Raw genomic sequence first — 23,060 nt, 5'->3', positions numbered from 1 at the left:
GTTTTTTATCATCATAAATATTGTTTACTTATTAAAATTACTTGCCCAGCATTTTAATAAGTTTTAATAACATATCATTAATAGATTCAGGAGCTTCACCACGAGAATAAATATATCCAGCATCACGAGATGGGTAGTTAGTACCATAATCAGGAGCTTCACCACGAGAATAAATATATCCAGCATCACGAGATGGGTAGTTAGTACCATAATCAGGGGCTTCACCACGAGAATAAATATACCCAGCATCACGAGATGGGTAGTTAGTACCATAATCAGGGGCTTCACCACGAGAATAAATATATCCAGCATCACGAGATGGATAATTATTATTAGATACTTCTGCACTTACTGATGTAGATATTACAGCAACAGATAGCGTTAATAAAGCAGCACAAGCTAGTTTAATTGTATTAGTTTTCATATAAAACCTTTCATATATAGCAAAATTAGTTAAGTTAGTTCGTTAAGGCTGTTTGTATGAGGCTTAACAATCCAACTTTAATTAAAATTATATATCAAAAATGGCAAAAAATCAACATGAAATAACAAAATAATAACAAAAATAATTCAAAAAGAATAAAAAGTTATCATTTTTTAATTAAAAAACACTTTAATCATATTTAGGGATTAAGGTGTGCTTTCGATAAAAAATACCTCTAAATGCAGGTTTGCATCTAGAGGTTTAGTAGAAGTTACTTTAAAAAGCGTTGTAAAAATTCTTTGGTACGTTCTTGTGTTGGTGCTTCAAATATTTTTTTAGGGTGTCCTTCTTCGGCAATTAATCCTTTATCCATGAAAATAACCCGATCAGACACATCTCTAGCAAATTCCATTTCATGGGTTACGATAATCATCGTTAGTCCTGATTTGGCAAGGTCTTGCATGATTTTAAGGACTTCGCCTACCATTTCTGGGTCTAAAGCAGAGGTTGGCTCATCAAAGAGCATGGCTTCGGGATTGACGGATAAAGCTCTTGCGATGGCAACACGTTGTTTTTGGCCACCAGATAGCTGTGAGGGCTTGGCATGCCAATATTGCTCAGTCATGCCTACAGTATTAAGATTTTCTTTGGCGATTTTTTCTGCTTCAGCACGGTCTCGTTTCAGCACGGTGGTTTGTGCCACCACTGCGTTTTCTAGCACATTTAGGTTATCAAAAAGGTTAAATGATTGAAAAACCATGCCTAATTTTTCTCGGTAATGTGTTAGGTTGTAATTTTCGGCAAGCACATTATTTCCGTGAAAGAGAATTTCTCCTGAGCTAGGTTCTTCTAATAAGTTGATGGATCTTAGCAATGTTGATTTTCCAGAGCCTGAAGACCCGATAATCGAGATGACTTCTCCTTTATGGACAGAAAGAGAAATGTCTTTGAGAACTTCGTTATTCCCGTAGGATTTTTTTAGGTTTTTGATTTCAATGATAGGTTTAGACATTTGGAACCTCCGCAACCTGCATCTGATTAGCACCAGTAGTGTAGGTATCGGCATCAAAACGCCGTTCAATATACCGAAGAATACGAGTGACAGTAAAGGTCAAGATGAAATAAATGATAGCAATAATGGTAAAGGTTTGGAAATATTGATAAGTTTGTGTGGCAACGGTGTTTCCTGAGAAATATAGTTCAACCACTGAGATAACATTCAGTACGGATGTGTCTTTGATGTTAATGACAAATTCATTACCAGTAGCTGGCAAGATATTGCGCACCACCTGCGGAAGAACAACCTTACGCATGGTTTGTCCATGAGAGAATCCTAGTGCAGTAGCAGCTTCGAATTGCCCTTTATCAACTGCAAATATACCCCCACGAACAATTTCACTCATGTAAGCACCAGTGTTGATTGACACAATGAAGATAGCAGCAAACGTTCGATCGATTGACAGGCCAAAAGCTTGTGCTGTTCCGTAATAGATAACCATTGATTGCACAATCATTGGAGTGCCACGAAAGACTTCGATGTAAATATTAAGTAACCAGCCAAGTACTTTTTGACCAAAGGAAGCTAGACTGCTTTTCGCTTTTGGCGCAGTACGGAAAATACCGATTAAAAGACCAATGAAAAGTCCTGTGATCGTTCCGACCATTGAAATAAGCAAGGTCATAGCAGTACCACGTAAGAACTGTTTCCGGTTGTTTTTAAAAATGGTCCACATTTGCTGGAAGAAAGACACCTTGGTGTCTCCAGTTTTTTGTGCCATTGGTTGCTTTTGGATGACCTCATCCATCAGGGCGAGTCGCTCTGTTTGTGAGAGGCTGTTAAGGACTTGGTTGACTTGGCTAATGCGGGCATCGCCTTTTTTCATACCAATAGCAATGGCTGCGTCTTCATCAGATACGGTAAAGCCTTTTTTCAGCACTACCATTTTTAATTGGGGGTTAGCCGCTTCAGCAGTCATGGCTTCTGGGCGTTCTGAAATGTAGGCATCAATGACACCTGATGAGAGGGCTTGGCGCATTTGTGAAAAGTCTCCCATTGGAGTTTGTCGTTTGGCTGTTTTGAGTTGTTTTAATAAGTTAACATGCCAAACACCCTGTTGAGCGGTAACTTTAGCGCCTACAAATCCATCAATGGTATCCACCTTGGCATAATCTCCATCTGCGGACACAACCATCACAGGCTCACTTGTGTAGTAACTGTCAGAAAAGGCAATTTCTTTTTGACGTTCTTCTGTTGGGCTCATCCCTGCAGCAATCATGTCAATTTTTCCAGATGTCAATGCTGGAATAAGGCCAGTCCAAGAAGTTTTGACGATTAACAGTTTTTTGTCCATTGATTTGGCAACTTTTTTAGCAATTTGCACATCGTAACCGTTAGCGAATTGCTTTGTTCCTTCAATAGGAACAGCACCATTTGAATCATCATCTTGAGTCCAGTTAAAGGGAGCATAGGCTGCTTCCATCCCGACTCGTAAATATTGGTCTGCTTGCACTGAGCTCATTCCCCCAAATAAGGGAAACAAAGCCAGCAAACAGCTAAGGACTAGCTTTTTCATATAGGTCTCCTGTTTTAAAAAATAGTATTCAAACTATTTTACAGTAATTTTCAAGCTATTTCAATATATTGCACGGCAAAGATGCAAATATTAGGCGTATGATGGTTATTAATCTTTTTTGAATCTCTCGTGCTTTTTGGTAGAAAGCCCTTATTTTTTAAGCTTATCTTTCAAAAATTTGATAAAATAGAAACGTTGACAACGAAAGGAGAACAGATGCTAGTTATCGAACTGATAAAAGCCATTTTTTTTGGCATTATAGAAGGGATTACCGAGTGGTTGCCTGTGTCAAGCACAGGTCATCTTATTTTGGTGCAAGAGTTTGTTGCCCTTAACCAGAACCAATCCTTTATGGAAATGTTTAATATTGTGATTCAACTAGGAGCTATTTTCGCCGTTATTTTGGTCTATTTTGAGCGTTTGAATCCATTTCAACCAGGAAAAGATGCTCGAGAAGTTAGACTAACTTGGCAACTATGGTTAAAGGTGGTTATTGCCTGTATTCCGTCCATTCTGATTGCTGTGCCTTTAGATGATTGGTTTGAGGCGCACTTTAACAATATGTTTTCTGTAGCCTTAGCGCTTATTGTATATGGTATTGCCTTTATCGTGGTTGAAAAGCGTCATGAATCCATTGCGCCACAGGTGACTCAATTATCTCGCATGTCCTACAAGACAGCTTTTGGTATTGGTTGCTTTCAGGTGCTGAGTATTGTTCCTGGTACGAGTCGCTCAGGAGCAACCATTCTTGGAGCTATCATTTTAGGAACGAGTCGGACGGTGGCTGCTGATTTCACCTTCTTTTTAGCAATTCCAACAATGTTTGGTTATAGTGGTCTAAAAGCCTTGAAATTCTTTATTGAGGGGCATCGATTGGGTGGAGGTCAGGTTCTGATTTTAGTAGTTGCCAGCCTAGTTGCCTTTGTGGTTAGCTTGCAAGCTATTGCGTTTTTAACAGACTATGTTAAAAAGCATGACTTTACTATTTTTGGGAAATACCGCATTGTGCTCGGCAGTTTGTTGATTGTTTATAGCGTGTTTAAATGGGTATTTTGAGAGAGATCAAATAGTTTTTGAGGAAAGACAATTGTTTTCGGTGGGAATTGACTGATTGTGGGTCATAAATTGCGAAATAATGCCCTTTCTAGTATAATAGAATGACTACACGTACGAGGTGCCTTACAATGGAAATGAAACAAATCAGCGAGACAACGCTAAAAATAACAATTAGTATGGATGATTTAGAAGAGCGAGGCATGGAATTAAAAGACTTTTTGATTCCTCAGGAAAAAACAGAAGAATTCTTTTACGCTGTTATGGATGAATTAGATTTGCCTGACAATTTTAAAAATAGTGGCATGCTTAGTTTTCGAGTGACACCGCGAAAAGATCGTCTAGATGTTTTTGTGACCAAGTCTGATTTGAACAAAGATTTAGATTTTGAAGATTTGGCAGATCTCGGAGATATTTCTCAGATGACTCCTGATGACTTTTTCAAAAGCTTGGAACAATCCATGCGTGAAAAAGGGGATGTCAATGCTCATGAAAAACTAGAAAAAATTGAAGAGATTATGGAGGGTGTTGTGGGAGCGTCATTAGCGAATCAAGCAGACAGCAAAGAAACAGACCAAGCGACTGAGCCTGAACCTGTTGAGCTAGACTATATTCATTACGTCCTTGACTTTCCGACCATTGAAGACGCAATCTACTTTGCCAAAACGATTGATTTTCCAATTGAAGCCTCTGAACTTTATAAAAGTGATCATGCCCATCACATGACGGTCTTGCTTGACCTTCAAAACCACCCATCTTATTTTGCTAATGTGATGTATGCGCGATTGATTGAGCATGCCAGTGCAGGAACCAAAACCAGAGCCTATCTTCAAGAGCATGGGTATCAATTAATGTTAGATGGTGCTGTTGAGCAACTGCAAAAAATTGAATTGGGATAAAAGGATATGTCTTCATTTACAATAGATTATGTTTTAGTCCTAATCGGAGCGTTTTTGGTAGCCTTATGCCTAACCCCTTTTGTTCGTTTTATGGCTTTTCGTATCGGAGCTGTTGACAACCCAAATGCGAGACGAGTTAATAAAGTTCCTATGCCTTCTAGCGGTGGTTTAGCAGTATTTGTGGCTTTTGTCGTCAGTAGCCTAATTTTGCTACCGATGGCTTCAAAGGGACAGTACGTTGGCGGTCAAACTTACTTTCAGTACATTTTACCCGTGGTTTGTGGAGCTTTTATTATTACAGTAACTGGTCTGATTGATGATATTCGTGAGTTAAGCCCAAAACTAAAAATGTTAGGCATTCTTGTTGGTGCTATAATCATTTGGGCCTTTACCGATTTTAGATTTGATAGCTTTAAAATTCCTTTTGGAGGTCCGTTGCTGTTTTTTGGTCCTTTCTTGACATTTATTTTGACAATTTTATGGATTGTATCAATTACTAACGCTATTAATTTGATTGATGGGCTAGATGGTTTGGTTAGTGGCGTGTCAATCATTAGTTTGCTAACGATGGCGATTGTGTCTTATTTCTTTTTACCTCAAAAAGATTTCTTTTTAACACTAACCATTCTAGTGATGATTGCTGCTATTATTGGCTTTTTCCCTTATAATTATCACCCGGCTATCATTTATTTAGGAGATACAGGGGCGCTTTTCATAGGGTTTATGATTGGGGTCTTATCCTTGCAAGGACTTAAAAACTCAACAGCAGTGGCTGTGATAACACCTGTGATTATCTTGGGAGTTCCTATTATGGATACCCTAGTTGCCATCATTAGGCGCAGTCTGTCCGGTCAAAAATTTTACGAACCAGATAAAATGCACCTTCATCACCGATTGTTGTCGATGGGATTTACCCATCGTGGGGCAGTTTTAGTGGTGTATGGCATTGCCTTACTATTTTCTTTGATTTCTTTGTTGTTAAATGTTTCTAGTCGTATTGGTGGAATCCTTTTGATGCTAGGGTTATTATTTGCATTAGAAGTATTCATTGAAGGTTTAGAGATATGGGGAGATAAACGAACCCCCTTGTTTAATGTGTTAAAATTTGTAGGAAATAGTTGTTATCGTCAAGCAGTTCTTTTGAAATGGAAACAAAAGAAGTGATTTCAGACAAGTAAAAGGCCGATTAAGGCTTTTTTTGCTATAATTAGGATAGCGAAAAATTAGATTATGGTCTTTTTTAGGGCTGAAAGATCCTGATGCTAATAGAAAAAGAGGTATAGAATGTCAATTCTTGAGATTAATAATTTACACGTGTCGATAGAAGGTAAAGAGATTTTAAAAGGGGTCAACTTAACCTTGAAAACAGGAGAAGTTGCAGCCATTATGGGTCCTAACGGAACAGGGAAATCGACGCTTTCGGCAGCCATTATGGGAAATCCCAATTATCAGGTCACTGAAGGTGAGATTTTACTAGATGGCGTGAACATTCTTGAGTTGGATGTTGACGAACGCGCTAGAATGGGACTTTTTTTGGGCATGCAGTACCCGTCTGAAATACCAGGGATCACAAATGCAGAGTTTATTCGTGCTGCGATGAATGCTGGTAAAGAAGATAGTGAGAAAATTTCTGTGCGTGATTTTATTACCAAATTAGATCAAAACATGGAACTTTTGGGCATGAAAGAAGAAATGGCAGAGCGATATCTCAATGAAGGTTTTTCTGGTGGTGAGAAAAAGCGAAATGAAATTTTGCAACTGTTGATGTTAGAGCCAAAGTTTGCTTTGCTCGATGAAATCGACTCAGGTTTGGATATAGATGCGTTGAAAGTTGTTTCAAAAGGGGTCAATATGATGCGTGGTCAAGACTTTGGAGCTATGATTATTACGCATTATCAGCGTTTGCTGAATTATATCACGCCAGATTCGATTCATGTGATGATGGATGGTCGTATTGTCCTATCAGGAGACGCTTCTTTGGCGACACGATTGGAAAAAGAAGGCTATGCTGATATTGCACAAGATTTAGGTGTTGATTACCAAGAAGATGCTTAAGGTGTTATGGAGTCATTAAGATGGCCTTGTTAATCAAAGAAGAATTTATTAGACACAAAGGAATTAGAGATGACTAAAGAACAAATACTGGCTTTCTCACAAGCTCATGCAGAGCCATTTTGGTTACAAGAACGCCGATTAAAAGCTTTTGACGCCTTAGCGCACTTGGAATTACCAACCATTGAGCGTGTTAAATTTCATCGATGGAATTTGGGAGATGGTCAGATAACAGAAGACACAGAACCTTTAACGGTTCCCGACTTCATAGCTCTAGGGGATAACCCCAAGCTCGTGCAATATGGCACGCAGACAGCACTTGAGCAACTCCCGATGGATTTGATTGAAAAAGGTGTTATTTTTACAGATTTTGATACGGCCTTGATGGAAATTCCAGAAGTTATCGAATCCTATTTTGGGAAATCGTTCCCCTTTGATGATAATCGTCTTTCTGCGTATCATACTGCTTATTTCAACAGTGCAGCGGTACTTTATGTCCCAGAACATGTGGAAATTGCAGAGCCTTTAGAGGGGATTTTCTTGCAACCTAGTGATAGCCAAGTGCCATTTAACAAGCACGTTTTAATCATTGCAGGGAAACATAGCAAATTTAGCTATCTGGAGCGTTTTGAAACTGTCGGTCAAGAAAGTATGAAAACAAGTGCCAATATTAGTGTAGAAGTTTTTGCACAAGAAGGCAGTCAAATCAGGTTTTCGGCGATAGACCGCCTGGGGAAAACAGTAACCAGCTATATAAGCCGTCGGGGACGTTTAGAAAAAGACGCGACGATTGATTGGGCTTTGGCAGTGATGAATCAAGGCAATGTTATTGCAGACTTTGATAGCGACCTGGTTGGTTCTGGAGCAAAGGCTGACCTGAAAGTGGTTGCTGCGTCTAGCGGGCGACAAGTGCAAGGCATAGATACTAGAGTGACTAATTATGCCAAGCATACCGTAGGACATATCCTTCAGCACGGAGTGATTTTGGAGCGAGGCACACTAACCTTTAATGGCATTGGCCACATTATTAAAGGAGCTAAGGGGGCAGATGCTCAACAAGAAAGTAGAGTATTGATGCTTTCAGACCAAGCACGTGCCGACGCTAATCCAATCCTTCTCATTGAAGAAAACGAAGTTACGGCAGGCCATGCCGCCTCTATTGGACAAGTTGATCCAGAAGACATGTATTATTTGATGAGTCGAGGTTTAGATCAAGACACAGCTGAACGCCTGGTCATTAGAGGTTTTCTTGGGGCTGTTATTGGAGCTATTCCCATAGCTTCTGTCCGACAAGATATTATCAATGTTTTAGATGAAAAGCTGTCGCGCCGCTAGGGACATGGTCCAAAGAAAGGAGTTATCATTGTTTGACCCATATCAAGTCAAAAAAGAATATCCCATACTTAATCAATTTGTGAATGATGAAGCTCTTGTTTACTTAGACAATGCAGCGACCACCCAGAAGCCACAAGCTGTTTTAAAGGCTTTGGAAACTTACTACAAAGAAGATAATGCTAATGTCCACAGGGGTGTGCATACGTTGGCAGAAAGAGCAACTCGGAAATATGAAGCCAGTCGTCAAAAAGTCGCAGACTTTATTCATGCTGCTTCCAGTAAGGAAATATTATTTACAAGAGGAACGACCACAGGATTAAACTGGGTTGGAAAATTCGCTGAGCAGCTCTTGCAACCAGGTGATGAAGTTCTTATTTCTATTATGGAGCATCATTCTAATATTATTCCTTGGCAACAGGCTTGTGAAAAAACAGGTGCCAAACTCGTCTATGTCTATCTAAAAGATGGTCAGCTAGACATGTCAGATGTTCGCTCAAAACTGACCAGTCAGACGAAATTTGTCAGCATGTGTCACATTTCAAACGTGATGGGATGTATCAATCCTATCAAAGAAATTGCCAGTTTGGCTCATGCTAAAGGAGCTTATATGGTTGTTGACGCAGCCCAGTCGATTCCTCACATGTCAATCGATGTCCAAGAGCTAGATTGTGATTTTTTAGCTTTTTCAGGGCATAAAATGATGGCACCGACTGGCATTGGCGTACTATATGGTAAAGAAAACTTGCTTCAGCAAATGGAGCCTGTGGAATTTGGTGGCGAAATGATTGATTTTGTGTACGAGCAGTCAGCTACCTGGAAAGAGTTGCCTTGGAAATTTGAGGCAGGAACTCCTAACATTGCAGGAGCTATTGGTCTTGCTGAGGCAATCACGTTTTTAAACACTTTAGAAATGTCCAACATTCATGAACATGAGGCTGATTTAGTGGCTTATGTGTTACCGAAATTACAAGCTATTGAAGGTCTGACAATTTACGGCCCTAGCCAAGCAGATCAACGCTCAGGGGTCATTGCTTTTAATATAGATGGTCTGCACCCCCACGACTTAGCAACAGCCTTGGATTATGAGGGTATTGCTGTCCGAGCAGGGCACCATTGTGCTCAGCCATTACTTCAGTATTTGGGCGTGCATGCAACTGTTCGTGCTAGTTTTTATGCCTATAATACGCGAGAAGATTGTGACCGTTTGGTTGCAGCTATTCTTAAAGCAAAGGAGTTTTTCAATGGCGCTTTCTAGGTTAACCAGTTTGTATATGGCTGTAGTGGCTGATCACTCTAAAAATCCACACCATCAAGGGCAGTTAGATGGTGTAGAAGCAGTTCAGATGAACAATCCTACCTGTGGTGATGTGATTTCATTAACGGTTAAATTTGATGGAGACACTATTGAGGATATTGCATTTGCAGGTCACGGTTGCACCATTTCAACAGCGTCGTCTAGTATGATGACAGATGCTGTTATCGGAAAAACCAAGCAAGAAACTTTGGAACTAGTTACTATTTTTTCAGAGATGGTTCAAGGTCGTGAAGACGACAAACAAAAGCTTTTAGGTGAAGCAGAGCTATTAGCCGGGGTTTCAAAATTTCCTCAGCGAATCAAATGCTCTACGTTAGCATGGCATGCTTTGCAGCAGGCTATTCAACGAAGCGATGTCAAATAAATGAGCCTGCTCACTAGTCAAGATGTAAAGGAAAATGGAAATGTCTGATAAAAATGAAACAGTAGACCCCAAGCCAATCGACTTGGGAGATTATCAATTTGGATTTCATGATGATGTCCAGCCCATCTATTCAACGGGTCAAGGCTTGAGTGAAGCTGTCGTAAGAGAGCTATCAGCAGCTAAAAATGAGCCCGCATGGATGCTAGACTTTCGTCTAAAGTCTTTGGAAACCTTTCATAAAATGCCGATGCAAACCTGGGGAGCTGACCTGTCAGATATTAATTTTGATGACATTATTTATTATCAAAAGCCATCTGATAAGCCAGCCCGTTCTTGGGACGATGTGCCAGATAAAATTAAGGCAACGTTTGAAAGAATTGGTATTCCTGAGGCAGAGCGTGCTTATTTAGCAGGTGCTTCTGCTCAATACGAGTCTGAAGTTGTTTACCACAACATGAAAGAGGAGTTTGAGAAATTAGGCATTATTTTTACAGATACAGATTCAGCTCTCAAGGAATACCCGGATTTATTTAGGCAATATTTTGCCAAATTAGTCCCGCCAACCGATAATAAATTAGCTGCACTTAACTCTGCCGTATGGTCTGGAGGAACCTTTATCTATGTTCCTAAAGGGGTCAAAGTGGATATCCCCTTGCAAACCTATTTCCGCATTAACAACGAAAATACTGGGCAGTTTGAACGCACGTTAATTATTGTTGATGAGGGGGCTAGTGTCCATTACGTGGAAGGTTGCACGGCCCCAACTTACTCAAGCAACAGTTTACACGCAGCTATTGTGGAAATTTTTGCTTTGGAAGGGTCTTACATGCGCTATACCACTATTCAAAACTGGTCTGATAACGTTTACAACTTAGTTACCAAACGGGCCAGAGCATTGAAGGATGCCACAGTTGAATGGATTGATGGCAATCTAGGTGCTAAGACCACCATGAAATACCCTTCAGTCTATCTTGATGGACCTGGTGCGCGTGGCACAATGCTATCCATTGCATTTGCGAATGCCGGTCAGCATCAAGACACAGGAGCAAAGATGATTCATAATGCTCCTCACACGTCTTCATCAATTGTCTCCAAATCGATTGCAAAAAGTGGTGGTAAGGTAGGCTACCGAGGACAAGTCACTTTTAACAAACACTCACAGAACTCTGTCAGTCATATTGAGTGTGATACGATTTTGATGGATGACATTTCAAAGTCTGACACCATTCCTTTTAATGAAATTCATAATTCGCAAGTAGCCCTTGAGCATGAGGCTAAGGTGTCAAAAATTTCAGAGGAACAGCTTTATTATTTAATGAGTCGAGGATTATCCGAATCTGAGGCGACAGAAATGATTGTGATGGGATTTGTAGAACCTTTCACAAAAGAATTGCCAATGGAATATGCCGTTGAACTTAACCGTCTGATTTCTTATGAAATGGAAGGGTCAGTCGGATAATCAGCCATCAGCTAATATAAAAAGACTTACTAACCCAGAGAGGTTAGTTTTTTAGGTTGTTCAGCTTTTGTCCCTTTTTAGTATTCAGTGACTAAAAAAGCGTTTTTTATACATTTTATTTGAAAAAATACATTTTTTTGTTGAGTCATCTCTTTTCTTTCGCTATAATAACCTATGAAGTTATTAAAATGTCCCAATCGAATCCATGCGATTTGCGAAATCATTAAGCATGTGATGAGCCAGAGTGTTTTCAGGAGGAAAATAGTGAAAAAAAGAGCAATCGTCTCGAGCCTTGCGGTAGTTTTAGGCTGGACAGCACTAACCGGCACGCTAGTAGAAGCAGAAGATGACTATACTTATAATTATCCCGATAATTGGAGTCAATCGACCTATTATCAGGAAGATAATCAGTATAGACGCTTGGAAGCAGAGCGTCAGCAGTTGATTGCTGAGTACAAGCAATTAAAACAGGCATACGATCAAAGATACGGTAATAATGATTTACTAGCTGAATTACAAAAAAAGTCTGAGGATTTGCGGGAACGCTTTAAGCGCCTCCAGGCTTCTAATCCAGTCGTAGGGGGAGATTATCGGATTACCAATCTTGAGAGCAAGGTTCAACACTATGAAACAATCCTCCAAAATCTAACCGCTGAAACAGACTTTCTAGGGCAAAATAGAAATACTTTAGCAGATTTGGATCGCCTTGATGCTGAACGAGCTAATTTAATTGGCTCTTGGTATGACAGTTATGATAATTACCAAAGACTAAATACTAACTTGTCTACCACTAACCATCATATCAAGGATTTAAATCTAATCTTACTGTCATCATTACAAAGGGATAGAAATCAATATACCTATACACAGGCTAAAAACCTACAAGAGGAGATTCTCAACGAGATAGCAAGTATCGAAAGTACCAACTATTCTAGAGAGCGCCAATCCTCTGACCCTCGTAGGTCCGTAAGGTATCAAAACCCATCAACAGAGGCACCAGATACTGACCATTCAACAGTTCCTCTATGGAAAGAAATGCGCAACGAAGGTGACAATAAAGTTAACTACACCACTGACGACCTTCCTTATAATAGCCGGGTTGATTTAACAAAGATATATGACTTGCAAACCTTGCAAGAAAAATCGGATGAAGCTCATCGCCGACGGGCTAAGGAAATTCTCTTTACTTTCAGGCAATCTGACCTCCAGCATCATCGTGGCGATCTAAATCTTTCAGATGCTATTAGCACCTTTGTTAAAGAAAAATTGTCGGTCACCCCAAATGCGCGTGGTACCACCTCTGGATTTAAATGGTTATGGCAAGGCTATCACGATGCAGATGACATTACAGTGACCTTGATGCCACAATACTATATGACAGATGCGCAATATCGGGAGTATCGGGATCACATTAAGAAATGGACCCAAGAGAATATCAAAGCTACTGACAACGAAGTCGCTAAAATCGAGAAGATTCAGGACTACATCATGACAAATTACCATTATGCAAAAGGAAAAGTAGGTAGTTTTACACGAACAGGAATTTCAGTACAAACCCCTTATGCCTTTATCAAAGATAATGAAGCAGTCTGTCAAGCCTATGCACAAATGTTCAAAGATATGGGACAACTAGCAGGCTTAGATGTTTACTATATTCAAGGATACGGAGACCCGGTCGGAGGGTTGTCAAGTCTACATGCATGGAATATTGTAAAGGTAGATGGTCAGTATTACCATGTTGATCTTACGTGGAACGATACGATTGACAATACGAATAAAAACCATACTTACACTCTACGCGGAAACAACTTTATGAGAAAAACCCATCTCTGGAATGCTGCTTACAACATTTCCAACGAGGATTACCTCCCTTACACAAGAACAGTTTCCCCAGGATATACCAGATATGCTGATCGTGTTTTAAGAAACGAAATCCCAAGAGCTTACTACGGTCAAAGAGTCTAAGGATTAAACAATTTTCCAGACAGATATTCAGTAGCCAGTAAGTTGATTCATAACTAAAAGCACCCTAGTCATTAGATAATTATCTAGTGATTAGGGTGCTTTTAGTGTATCGCGTGTTAACAGATAGATTTTCTCATCAGCGTCCTAGGATAAATAGAACAACAGCAAAGGCGAGAACAATCACAAGAAACACAACCAGACAAATTAAAATAATAGTGTAGTGCTCCTCGATATAAAGTTCAATCCCTTCAGACTCGGATTCTTGATTTTCTTTCTGACGGCGTTGGTGTTTATGCCTTTTTTTATGGGGGTTGAGTTTTTCAAGCTTTTGACGTTTTGATTTGCTTAACTCTCGGATATCGGTAAATCCTTTTTCGGTCAGAGCATTTGCAAAAGGATGACGGAAAAATTCACCATTTTGATCGGACCAATCCCCCACTCCCATGACAATGGTAATGAGTCGGTTTTGTCCACGTTTAGCAGTCACAATCACGTTAAAAGCAGCGCTAGGACTAGATCCGGTTTTAATCCCATCAACCCCTTCTAAGCCGTATTGACCATCTGGTAACGAGTGGTTATAACTATGGAATTCTTCTTCGTAAGGTGTTCCTACCATTGTACGAACGGTACTTTGATTGGTAAATTCAAGAAGGTCAGGGTAATGATTAATAAAGGCACGGATTAAGATCGCTAAATCACGCGCAGTCGTTACATTAGGAGCAGAGAGGTCATAGCGATCGGGCTTGTAGTAACCTTGAAAGGATTCTGCGATGGCACCACTAGCATTAGTGAAACGTGTATTTGCCATGCCAAGCTCTCCCGCCGTCTTATTGATTCGATCAATAAAGGCTGATGCGTCATTAGCAGATAAATAGTTAGCCAGCATGACCGTTGCAGCATTTGAGGACGGGACGACTGTCATCGAGATAAGGTCTCTAATCGGATAATCGACTCCTGCCACGATATTATTATTGCTAATTTCATAAATGCTAGCAATAGCTTGGTCAGTTTCGGTTGCTGTTATGGTAGTGTCAAGCGTGATATTTCCCTTGGCTAAATCCTGGAAAAGCAGGTAAAGGGTAAATAGCTTTGACAAACTAGCAGGATCTCTAGGCGTATCGATGTTATCTTGCCACAGAATGTCACCGCTTTTGGCATCAACCACAATGGAGGCTTTTGGTCGATTGATGTCACTGACAGCATAGCCTGCCTGTCGAGTGATTGCCATGATATCCTCGGCAGAAATACTTGAAAGGCTCAAAAAACAAAAAGAAGTCAGTATAAGTGCGATAATTTTTTTGGTCAAGGCCAAGCTCCTTAAAAAGTAATGTCAATTCATTATATCACTTCACTAATACAAATAAAAGCCTTTTTCCAAAGGGGGTAGGGACAAAAAAGCATCATGAGCTAACATGATGCTAGGCATTTAGAACTAAAACCATTAGAGTTTTTGGTTTACAAAGCGAACAAAATGATTCCACCAAACTTTTAGGAAAAAGCTTTTAGGGGTATCACGTTGCACGATAAGGTCAACACTAGGCAATTCACCAATATAACCTTTACCAATCAGATTGTTATCCTTGATTTTAGCCTTCGTAACAATCTGTCCTTTTTTGAGAGGGGCAAATAAGTTAGTAGAATGTTTTGTGATTTGAACTGGCTGGTCCAGATTTTTTTTAGCTTGTTTGATGATGACAAGGTCGTTTTTGGGAACTAGTTTGACTTTAGATTGAGGACTATCTAAAACATGCACTGATGGTAAATTGTCTGACTGATGTTTTTCTAGGACGGTAACCTTTTTAAACTGAGTAAGCACATACTGAAGCAATTTGTTGGTAGCATCAAAAACGGCTAGTTTGTCTTCTTGGGTGTTGTCAGCAGTTAAAATTACAGAGATGATTCGCATGTTGTTTTCAATGCTTGTTGCGACAAAAGAAGAACCTCCTTTAGCAGAACTTCCGATAAAAAGCCCATCAACCCCATCACGGAAATAAGGCATGCCTTTGAGCATATAATTAGTAGAAAAAATAGCTTGACCATCAAAAACATCTGATGGTTTCCGTGAAAGCTCTAAAACATCTGGAAATTCTTTGAGCAAGTGGCTAGTAATAATAGCTAAGTCTCTAGCGCTAAAATAATTTTCATCCTCCGAAGACGAGTTAGGGTATTTGTTGTCTCCTAAGATGCTGTTTGGCAAGCCGCTAGCATTGACGAGTTTAGCATCATCGATGCCCCACTGCCGTAGTTGCTTTTTCATTTTATCGACGAATTTAGGCTCAGTTCCTCCGATTTTTTCTGCCAGAGCAATCGCAGGGCTATTGGCGTTTGCGATAATCATTGCTTTTAGCAAGTCTTTAACAGGATATTTGCGTGCCTCTAAGGGGACATTGTTAATCGTATAGTTGGTGGTTAAGTCATAAGGGTAATTCGAAATGGTTACAGGAGTAGTCCACTTTAGTTTACCTGAATGCACCTCTTTATAAACCAAATAAGTTGTTAATAATTTGCTTACAGATGCCACAGCAACAGGGGTATCTGCTTTTTTTTCATACAAGATTTTACCGCTATCCAGTTCGACAGCGATGGCATGTTTTGCGGCAACTTTGTAACCATTAGCATGTGCGTCACTTGTCCACAAACAAATGGCACTAATAAAAATAAGAAGCACTCTTTTCATAATATTTTCCCTTATCTAGTAATCTTATATGATATACTATATCATTTCTTTCATTAATTGTTAAGATAGAGTCTTTTGAATCTTAGCGACTGTTGATTTATGAGAAAAAGCAAAAAAATTTTGAGAGATGGATGAAACCTCTACTAGAGGAATGGTATCGCTTTCCAATGATATCAAGGAAAAGAACTTGAATGTTATTACAAAATATTCAGATAATTTTTGATATCAATATTTTATTTACTCAAAATTTGTGATATAATGTTTTCAATTAACTAATTTCATTGAATAAATGAAAAATAAAAATAAGGTTTAAGGGTGACTTTTATGAAAAAAAGCAAATGGTTGGTATCACTTGGAATAGCGGTACTATCAGTATCTGCCTTAGCTGCTTGTGGCAATGGTGCTAAAAATAATAACACCGCAAAAACGTATAATTATGTGTTCGCATCAGATCCAAAAACATTTGATTACATCACAACTAGCCAAGGTGGGACTAGCGATCAAACATCACAAATGATAGATGGCCTTATGGAAAATGATAAGTATGGCAATCTAGTTCCTGCTCTAGCAAAAGATTGGAACGTATCAAAAGATGGTCTTACCTATACCTATAAATTACGCGATGGCATTAACTGGTATACTGCAGATGGTGAAGAATATGCCCCAGTCACTGCTCATGATTTTGTTACTGGTTTAAAACATGCTATAGATAAAGATGCAGATGCTCTTTATGTGGTGCAAGACTCCATCAAAGGGCTCAAAGAGTACAAAGAAGGAAAAGCTGATTTCTCAGAAGTTGGCGTCAAGGCCCTCGATGATAAAACTGTACAATACACATTAAATCAACCTGAAACATTTTGGAATTCTAAAACAACCTATGGCATATTATTTCCTGTCAATGAAAAGTTCTTAAAAACAAAAGGTAAAGATTTTGGAAGTCTTAGTCCAGATTCTATTTTAGTTAATGGTCCATTCTTCTTATCAGCTTTTACATCAAAATCATCTATAGAATTTACCAAAAATGAGAATTATTGGGATGCAAAGAACGTTGAAATAGATGCGATAAAATTAACTTTCTACGATGGTCAGGATGTTGGTTCTTTATACAATAATTTTGACAAAGGCACTTATAGTGCAGCTGTTTTAAATCCCAATGACCCTACTTATAAAAGTGCTAAAAAGAAATACAGCGATAGCATCACATACGGGCTGCAAGACAGTTCGACCTACATGTATTTCTTTAATTTAAATCGAACAGCATTTAAATTAACGAAAAAAGATGCGACTCAACAAGAAGCTGCTAAAAAAGCGATTTTGAACGAAGATTTCCGACAAGCCATCAACTTTGCTGTCGATAAAGGAAATTGGAATGCTCAAGCTGTAGGACAAGATGCTAAAGATAAAGCGTTACGGAACCAATTTGTTCCACCGACATTTATCCATGTTGGCAACGAGGATTTTGGACAACTCGTCTCTAAAGAACTCGTTACTTATGGGGATGAATGGCGAGATGTTGACTTCTCTGATGCTCAAAATGGTGTCTATAGCCCTGAAAAAGCTAAAGCTGAATTTGCAAAAGCTAAAGAAGAGTTGTCCTCACAAGGTGTTACTTTCCCAGTTCAATTAGACGTACCGGTTGATCAGACAGACGTTGTCGGTGTTCAGCGAGCACAATCCTTAAAGCAATCTGTAGAATCTTCTCTTGGTAAAGAAAATGTCGTTATCAATGTTTTGGAAAAAGATACTGCAACTTATGATAACGCAACTTATTTTGCAGAAACCCCAGCTCAACAAGATTATGATTTAACCATTTCGGGTTGGACACCTGACTACGATGATGCCTCTTCATATCTTGATGTTTTTGATTCAAATACCGGAGGCATGGTTAAAAACATTGGTATCGAAAAAGGTGCTAACAGAGATATTGTTGAGCAGATAGGTCTAGACACCTACGATGATTTGCTTGCTCAAGCAAAAGCAATCAGTGGCGACTTGGACAAAAGAAATCTTGCTTTTGCTAAGGCTCAAGCACAATTAACAAAGAGTTCAGTAGTCATTCCAATGCTTTCACTTGGAGGAAAACCTCGTCTGACAAGGACTGTACCATTTAGTAACAGTTTTGCTTGGACTGGAAATAAAGGAGATAAATTCCTCAAATATTTGAAGTTACAAGAAAAACCAGTCACAAAAGAGCAATATGAAAAAGCTTATAAAAAATGGCAAAAAGAAAAGCAAAAGTCAAATGCGAAACACGAAGCAAAGCTTGCTAATCACGTTGCAAAATAAATTACTGTTCAGTAAGAACTTTCTCTTCAGCTGAGAAGGTTCTTTTGAACTATTGGAGACTATAATGAAAAAATATATTTTTGAACGTATTTTGAGGTCCCTTGTTTCAATCATTTTAGTCACAACACTGACATATGTTATTGTGTTTACGCTAGTTCCACCTCATTTGATTTTTAAACAAGATCCCAATTACAATAAAATGGCGACAACACCAGACAAAACAATAAATTATCAAAATACCGTTTTTGAACGAATGGGTTATATTTCTTACCTGAATAGTAAAGAATTACAAGAAGCTGTGTTAAAAGCTGATCAAAACAAAACAATTGCTCCAACCAATAAAGAACCTTATGAGAAGTACTTGGCTTCCAAAGAAAATGGCTGGAAGCTTGGTCAGTTTAAGACTAGTAAGCAGTTTTATGCGGTTAGAGAGATCCCAGTTTATGAACGCGTTTGGGACTTCTTTAGCAATTTAGTGGTGATAGACCATCCTTGGGCTATTAAAGATAAGAGTAATCCTAATTTAGATCGCTATATTAGACCAGAAGTGGATCCTGCTGTTGGACCAGCTTTGGTTGGATCAGGGACAAAACACAAGTATCTCGTCTACTTTAATAAGCAATTTCCATTTATACATCAAAATGTGATAACCTTCAACTTAGGAAAATCATACCCGACTTATTCTAACATTCCTGTTATTCAAGTTATTACACAAGGACAAGGAAGAACACTATCAGAAAAGAAACGCTTCCCTACAGGCGTTGAAAAGGTAAGTTCTATTGACATTTATTCAAGAACTTATAAATCTCCAAAACAAGCAGACAGTAGAGATATTGCTAATTTTGGTAAGGGTGATGCCTATACAGCAACTAAGAACAACTATACCGAACCATCAATGGTTGCAAATTCTTTCAAGATAGGAATTGTTGGCGTTGCGCTATCGTACTTATTTGGCTTACCTCTTGGTATGCTAATGGCCTACTATAAAAATAAAATCGTCGACCGTTTCTTAACAGCGGCTACAACATTCATGTTAGCTTTACCAAGTATTGCCTTAATTTATATTGTAAGATTTTTGGGGTCAATGGTAGGCTTGCCAGATGCATTTCCGTTATTAGGAGCGGGCGATCCCAAATCTTACGTTCTTCCTGCCCTTATTCTTGGGATATTGGGCACACCAGGAATAACAATTTGGTTCCGACGTTACCTTGTTGACCTCCAAGGAAGTGACTTTGTTCGTTTTGCACGAGCTAAAGGGCTTTCTGAGATAGAAATTTCTAGGAAGCATTTGTTTAAACAAGCAATGGTGCCGATTGTTAATGGGATTCCTCAAGCAATTGTTGGAGTCATTGCAGGTGCGACCTTGACCGAAACCATCTTTGCCTTTCCAGGTATGGGGAAAATGTTAATTGATTCAATTCGAGCAGCTAATAACACAATGGTGATTGGTCTGGTCTTCATATTTGCTGTGCTATCAATACTATCTTTACTCGTTGGGGACATCTTTATGACCATTTTAGACCCACGTATTCGATTATCAAATAAAGGAGGTAAGTAATGGCAAACATTGACAAAAGCAAGTTCGAATTTGTCGAACTAGACAGCTATGCATCAGAAGTAATCGATGCCCCAGCTTACTCCTATTGGAAATCTGTGTTTAAACAATTTTTTGCAAAAAAATCAACCATTGTCATGCTTGTGATTTTAGTGACTATTATTTTAATGAGTTTTATCTATCCCATGTTTGCAAATTATGATTTTAACGATGTTAGCAACATTAATGATTTCTCAAAACGCTACATTTCTCCTAATGCTGAGTACTGGTTTGGAACAGATAAGAACGGTAAGTCACTCTTTGATGGTGTTTGGTATGGTGCAAGAAATTCGATATTGATTTCTGTTATCGCAACCTTGATCAACATGGTTATTGGCGTAATAGTTGGTGGTATATGGGGAATTTCAAAAACCTTTGATAAAGTTATGATTGAGGTCTATAACGTTATCGCCAACCTACCACAGATGCTTATTATCATGGTACTAACCTACGCCATAGGGTCAGGTTTTTGGAATTTGATTTTTGCTTTTTGTATTACAGGATGGATAGGAATTGCCTATGGCATTCGTGTTCAAATTTTGCGCTATCGTGATTTAGAATACAACTTAGCCAGTCAAACATTAGGAACACCAGTATACAAAGTGGTTACAAAAAACTTATTGCCACGTCTCGTCTCAGTTATTGTGTCAATGGTTTCTCTCTTGTTGCCATCTTATATTTCATCTGAGGCGTTTTTGTCGTTTTTCGGACTAGGTTTGCCAATATCAGAGCCTAGCTTAGGGCGTTTGATATCAAACTATTCAAACAACATAACCACAAATGCTTACCTGTTCTGGATTCCTTTAGCGACCCTTATTCTCGTTTCCCTACCTTTATACATCGTAGGTCAAAACTTAGCAGATGCTAGTGACCCAAGAACGCATAGATAGGAGGGGAAAATATGAATAAAGAAATTATATTAAGCGCGAAGAATGTCGTAGTTGAGTTTGATGTGCGCGACAGAGTATTAACAGCAATTAGAGACATTTCCCTCGATTTATACGACGGGGAAGTTCTAGCGGTAGTGGGAGAATCAGGTAGTGGCAAATCGGTATTGACCAAGACCTTTACAGGAATGCTGGAATCCAATGGACGTGTGGCGTCTGGAACCATCAATTACAGAGGAAAAGATTTGACCTCCCTAAAAAGTCATAAGGATTGGGAAGGGGTTCGAGGCGCTCAAATCGCTACGATATTCCAAGATCCAATGACGAGTCTAGACCCTATTCAGACGATCGGGAGTCAAATCACAGAAGTGATTGTTAAGCACCAAAAATTATCACAATCTAAAGCTAAAAAACTAGCACTAGATTATATGATTAAGGTAGGGATCCCTGAGCCTGAAAAACGTTTCCACGAATACCCTTTCCAATACTCTGGGGGAATGAGGCAACGGATTGTTATTGCTATTGCCTTGGCTTGTAAGCCAGATATACTTATCTGTGACGAGCCAACTACTGCATTAGATGTGACCATCCAAGCTCAAATCATCAACTTGCTAAAAACCCTTCAAAAAGAATATCGTTTTACAATTATTTTTATCACACACGATTTAGGTGTGGTGGCAAGTATTGCCGATAAGGTAGCTGTCATGTATGCAGGTGAGGTGATAGAGTATGGGACTGTCGAGGATATTTTTTATGACCCACGTCACCCATATACGTGGAGTTTGTTATCGAGTCTACCTCAGCTAGCTGATGAAAAAGGTGTACTCTTCTCAATACCTGGGACTCCTCCATCCTTATACAAACCAATCGTTGGAGACGCTTTTGCACCGAGGTCGCAATATGCGATGACAATCGATTTCGAAGAAAAAGTACCTCAATTTGACATCAGTCCGACCCATTGGGCTAAAACGTGGCTGCTTCATCCTGAAGCACCAAAGGTTCAAAAACCAGCGGTTATTCAAGATTTACATCAAAAAATATTAAGCAAACAAATCTATCGAGGAGAAGAAAATGTCTGAAAAATTATTAGAAGTCAAAGACCTAGAAATCTCCTTTGGTGAAGGTAAAAAGAAATTTGTTGCTGTTAAAAATGCTAACTTCTTTATCAATAAAGGGGAAACATTCTCTTTAGTTGGTGAGTCAGGAAGTGGAAAGACTACAATAGGTAGGGCCATTATTGGATTAAACAACACTAGTTCAGGAGATATCATTTACGATGGGTCTATTATCAATAAGAAAAAAACCAAATCGGAAACCAGTGAACTAATCCGTAAAATCCAAATGATTTTCCAAGACCCTGCTGCTAGTTTAAATGAGCGTGCAACAATTGATTATATTATCTCCGAGGGACTATATAATTTTAAATTGTTCAAAACAGAGGACGAACGCAAAGAAAAAATTAAACATATGATGACCGAGGTGGGCTTACTACCTGAACATTTGACGCGTTACCCACATGAATTTTCAGGCGGGCAGCGTCAGCGTATTGGTATTGCCAGAGCCCTCGTCATGGATCCTGAGTTTGTCATTGCAGATGAGCCGATTTCTGCTTTGGACGTATCTGTACGTGCACAAGTATTAAATCTTTTGAAAAAAATGCAACAAGAAAAAGGATTAACTTATCTGTTTATTGCACATGATTTATCAGTGGTTCGCTTTATATCTGACCGTATTGCAGTGATTTATAAAGGTGTAATTGTTGAGGTAGCAGAAACAGAAGAGCTATTTATTAATCCGATTCACCCGTACACCAAATCATTGTTATCTGCTGTGCCTATTCCAGATCCAATTTTAGAGCGGCAAAAAAAATTAATGGTCTATGATCCAAATTGTCACGATTATTCCATAGATAAACCTTCAATGGTTGAAATCAAACCTAACCACTTTGTTTGGGCTAATGAATCAGAAGCAATGGAATATAAAAAAAGGCATTTTAACTAAGCTAGAGAGATTCAAAAGTGAATCAAATAAGCAAAAGGACTTGTAAAAACAAGTCCTTTTTGAAACCACTAAATATCAAGAGTTCATGAATAAAGCATATAATGGTTATTGAAACGACTTATTTTAGAAAATATTTAAGAAAGTTATTGACAAAGGCGTGATAGTATCGTATACTA

General features: G+C 38.9%; 19 protein-coding genes. 14 read left to right on the top strand and 5 right to left on the bottom strand.

Annotation, left to right across the window (positions count from 1 at the left end; genetic code table 11):
• Positions 1 to 37 precede the first annotated feature (37 nt).
• From AKK44_RS02690 to AKK44_RS02680, 3 genes are all read right to left on the bottom strand, one after another.
• The gene (locus tag AKK44_RS02690; protein WP_054278409.1) at positions 38 to 424 is read right to left on the bottom strand and encodes a hypothetical protein; all 387 of its coding nucleotides are present in this window, start codon (positions 422 to 424) and stop codon (positions 38 to 40) included.
• 271 nt (positions 425 to 695) lie between these two features.
• Positions 696 to 1,436 carry an amino acid ABC transporter ATP-binding protein gene (locus AKK44_RS02685; protein WP_054278408.1) on the bottom strand — a complete coding sequence of 247 codons (741 nt, stop codon included), beginning with the start codon at positions 1,434 to 1,436 and terminating at the stop codon, positions 696 to 698.
• Complete coding sequence (locus AKK44_RS02680) at positions 1,429 to 2,997, bottom strand: ABC transporter substrate-binding protein/permease (protein ID WP_054278407.1); 1,569 nt, start codon at positions 2,995 to 2,997, stop codon at positions 1,429 to 1,431. The genes AKK44_RS02685 and AKK44_RS02680 overlap by 8 nt, the downstream gene beginning before the upstream one ends.
• A 216-nt stretch (positions 2,998 to 3,213) precedes the next feature.
• Here AKK44_RS02680 and AKK44_RS02675 point away from each other — a divergent pair, with 216 nt between their 5' ends.
• From AKK44_RS02675 to AKK44_RS09200, 9 genes are all read left to right on the top strand, one after another.
• Positions 3,214 to 4,053: an undecaprenyl-diphosphate phosphatase gene (locus tag AKK44_RS02675; RefSeq protein WP_054278406.1), complete on the top strand. Its 840-nt coding sequence runs from the start codon at positions 3,214 to 3,216 to the stop codon at positions 4,051 to 4,053.
• A 128-nt stretch (positions 4,054 to 4,181) separates the two neighbouring features.
• Entirely contained in the window at positions 4,182 to 4,949 is a 768-nt protein-coding gene (gene mecA, locus AKK44_RS02670) for an adaptor protein MecA (RefSeq protein ID WP_054278405.1), read from the top strand.
• A gap of 6 nt (positions 4,950 to 4,955) precedes the next feature.
• On the top strand, positions 4,956 to 6,113 hold the full coding sequence (locus tag AKK44_RS02665) for a glycosyltransferase family 4 protein (protein ID WP_054278404.1): 1,158 nt from the start codon (positions 4,956 to 4,958) through the stop codon (positions 6,111 to 6,113).
• A 120-nt stretch (positions 6,114 to 6,233) separates the two neighbouring features.
• On the top strand, positions 6,234 to 7,004 hold the full coding sequence (gene sufC / locus AKK44_RS02660; RefSeq protein WP_054278403.1) for a Fe-S cluster assembly ATPase SufC: 771 nt from the start codon (positions 6,234 to 6,236) through the stop codon (positions 7,002 to 7,004).
• 69 nt (positions 7,005 to 7,073) lie between these two features.
• Complete coding sequence (sufD, locus tag AKK44_RS02655; RefSeq protein WP_054278402.1) at positions 7,074 to 8,336, top strand: Fe-S cluster assembly protein SufD; 1,263 nt, start codon at positions 7,074 to 7,076, stop codon at positions 8,334 to 8,336.
• A gap of 28 nt (positions 8,337 to 8,364) precedes the next feature.
• A complete protein-coding gene (locus AKK44_RS02650; protein WP_408022489.1) occupies positions 8,365 to 9,591 on the top strand; it encodes a cysteine desulfurase in 1,227 nt (408 codons plus the stop codon).
• Positions 9,578 to 10,015: a Fe-S cluster assembly sulfur transfer protein SufU gene (gene sufU / locus AKK44_RS02645; RefSeq protein WP_054278400.1), complete on the top strand. Its 438-nt coding sequence runs from the start codon at positions 9,578 to 9,580 to the stop codon at positions 10,013 to 10,015. The genes AKK44_RS02650 and sufU overlap by 14 nt, the downstream gene beginning before the upstream one ends.
• A gap of 40 nt (positions 10,016 to 10,055) precedes the next feature.
• Complete coding sequence (sufB, locus tag AKK44_RS02640) at positions 10,056 to 11,474, top strand: Fe-S cluster assembly protein SufB (protein WP_054278399.1); 1,419 nt, start codon at positions 10,056 to 10,058, stop codon at positions 11,472 to 11,474.
• Positions 11,475 to 11,738: 264 nt separating this feature from the next.
• Entirely contained in the window at positions 11,739 to 13,439 is a 1,701-nt protein-coding gene (locus AKK44_RS09200) for a transglutaminase domain-containing protein (RefSeq protein ID WP_236686647.1), read from the top strand.
• Between the two features lie 136 nt (positions 13,440 to 13,575).
• On the opposite strand, the gene AKK44_RS02630 is transcribed toward AKK44_RS09200, so the two are convergent.
• The gene (locus AKK44_RS02630; RefSeq protein ID WP_054278410.1) at positions 13,576 to 14,745 is read right to left on the bottom strand and encodes a D-alanyl-D-alanine carboxypeptidase family protein; all 1,170 of its coding nucleotides are present in this window, start codon (positions 14,743 to 14,745) and stop codon (positions 13,576 to 13,578) included.
• A 135-nt stretch (positions 14,746 to 14,880) separates the two neighbouring features.
• On the bottom strand, positions 14,881 to 16,119 hold the full coding sequence (gene pbp3, locus AKK44_RS02625; RefSeq protein WP_082385523.1) for a D-alanyl-D-alanine carboxypeptidase PBP3: 1,239 nt from the start codon (positions 16,117 to 16,119) through the stop codon (positions 14,881 to 14,883).
• A gap of 321 nt (positions 16,120 to 16,440) precedes the next feature.
• Between pbp3 and AKK44_RS02620 the strand changes: the two genes are divergently transcribed.
• The 5 genes from AKK44_RS02620 to AKK44_RS02600 all read left to right on the top strand — a co-directional run bounded on the left by AKK44_RS02620 (position 16,441) and on the right by AKK44_RS02600 (position 22,884).
• Entirely contained in the window at positions 16,441 to 18,402 is a 1,962-nt protein-coding gene (locus tag AKK44_RS02620) for a peptide ABC transporter substrate-binding protein (protein ID WP_037596310.1), read from the top strand.
• Positions 18,403 to 18,466: 64 nt separating this feature from the next.
• Complete coding sequence (locus AKK44_RS02615; protein WP_054278397.1) at positions 18,467 to 19,960, top strand: ABC transporter permease; 1,494 nt, start codon at positions 18,467 to 18,469, stop codon at positions 19,958 to 19,960.
• Positions 19,960 to 20,886: an oligopeptide ABC transporter permease OppC gene (gene oppC / locus AKK44_RS02610; RefSeq protein WP_054278396.1), complete on the top strand. Its 927-nt coding sequence runs from the start codon at positions 19,960 to 19,962 to the stop codon at positions 20,884 to 20,886. Before AKK44_RS02615 ends, oppC begins: the two co-directional genes overlap by 1 nt.
• A gap of 11 nt (positions 20,887 to 20,897) precedes the next feature.
• Complete coding sequence (locus AKK44_RS02605; protein WP_054278395.1) at positions 20,898 to 21,962, top strand: ABC transporter ATP-binding protein; 1,065 nt, start codon at positions 20,898 to 20,900, stop codon at positions 21,960 to 21,962.
• Positions 21,955 to 22,884, top strand: coding sequence for an ATP-binding cassette domain-containing protein (locus tag AKK44_RS02600; RefSeq protein WP_054278394.1), 930 nt, complete (start codon positions 21,955 to 21,957; stop codon positions 22,882 to 22,884). The genes AKK44_RS02605 and AKK44_RS02600 overlap by 8 nt, the downstream gene beginning before the upstream one ends.
• Positions 22,885 to 23,060: the final 176 nt, after the last annotated feature.

The sequence above is a fragment of the Streptococcus phocae genome (assembly GCF_001302265.1).
GTDB lineage: Bacteria > Bacillota > Bacilli > Lactobacillales > Streptococcaceae > Streptococcus > Streptococcus phocae.
This window is presented reverse-complemented; position numbering and strand designations above follow the sequence as displayed.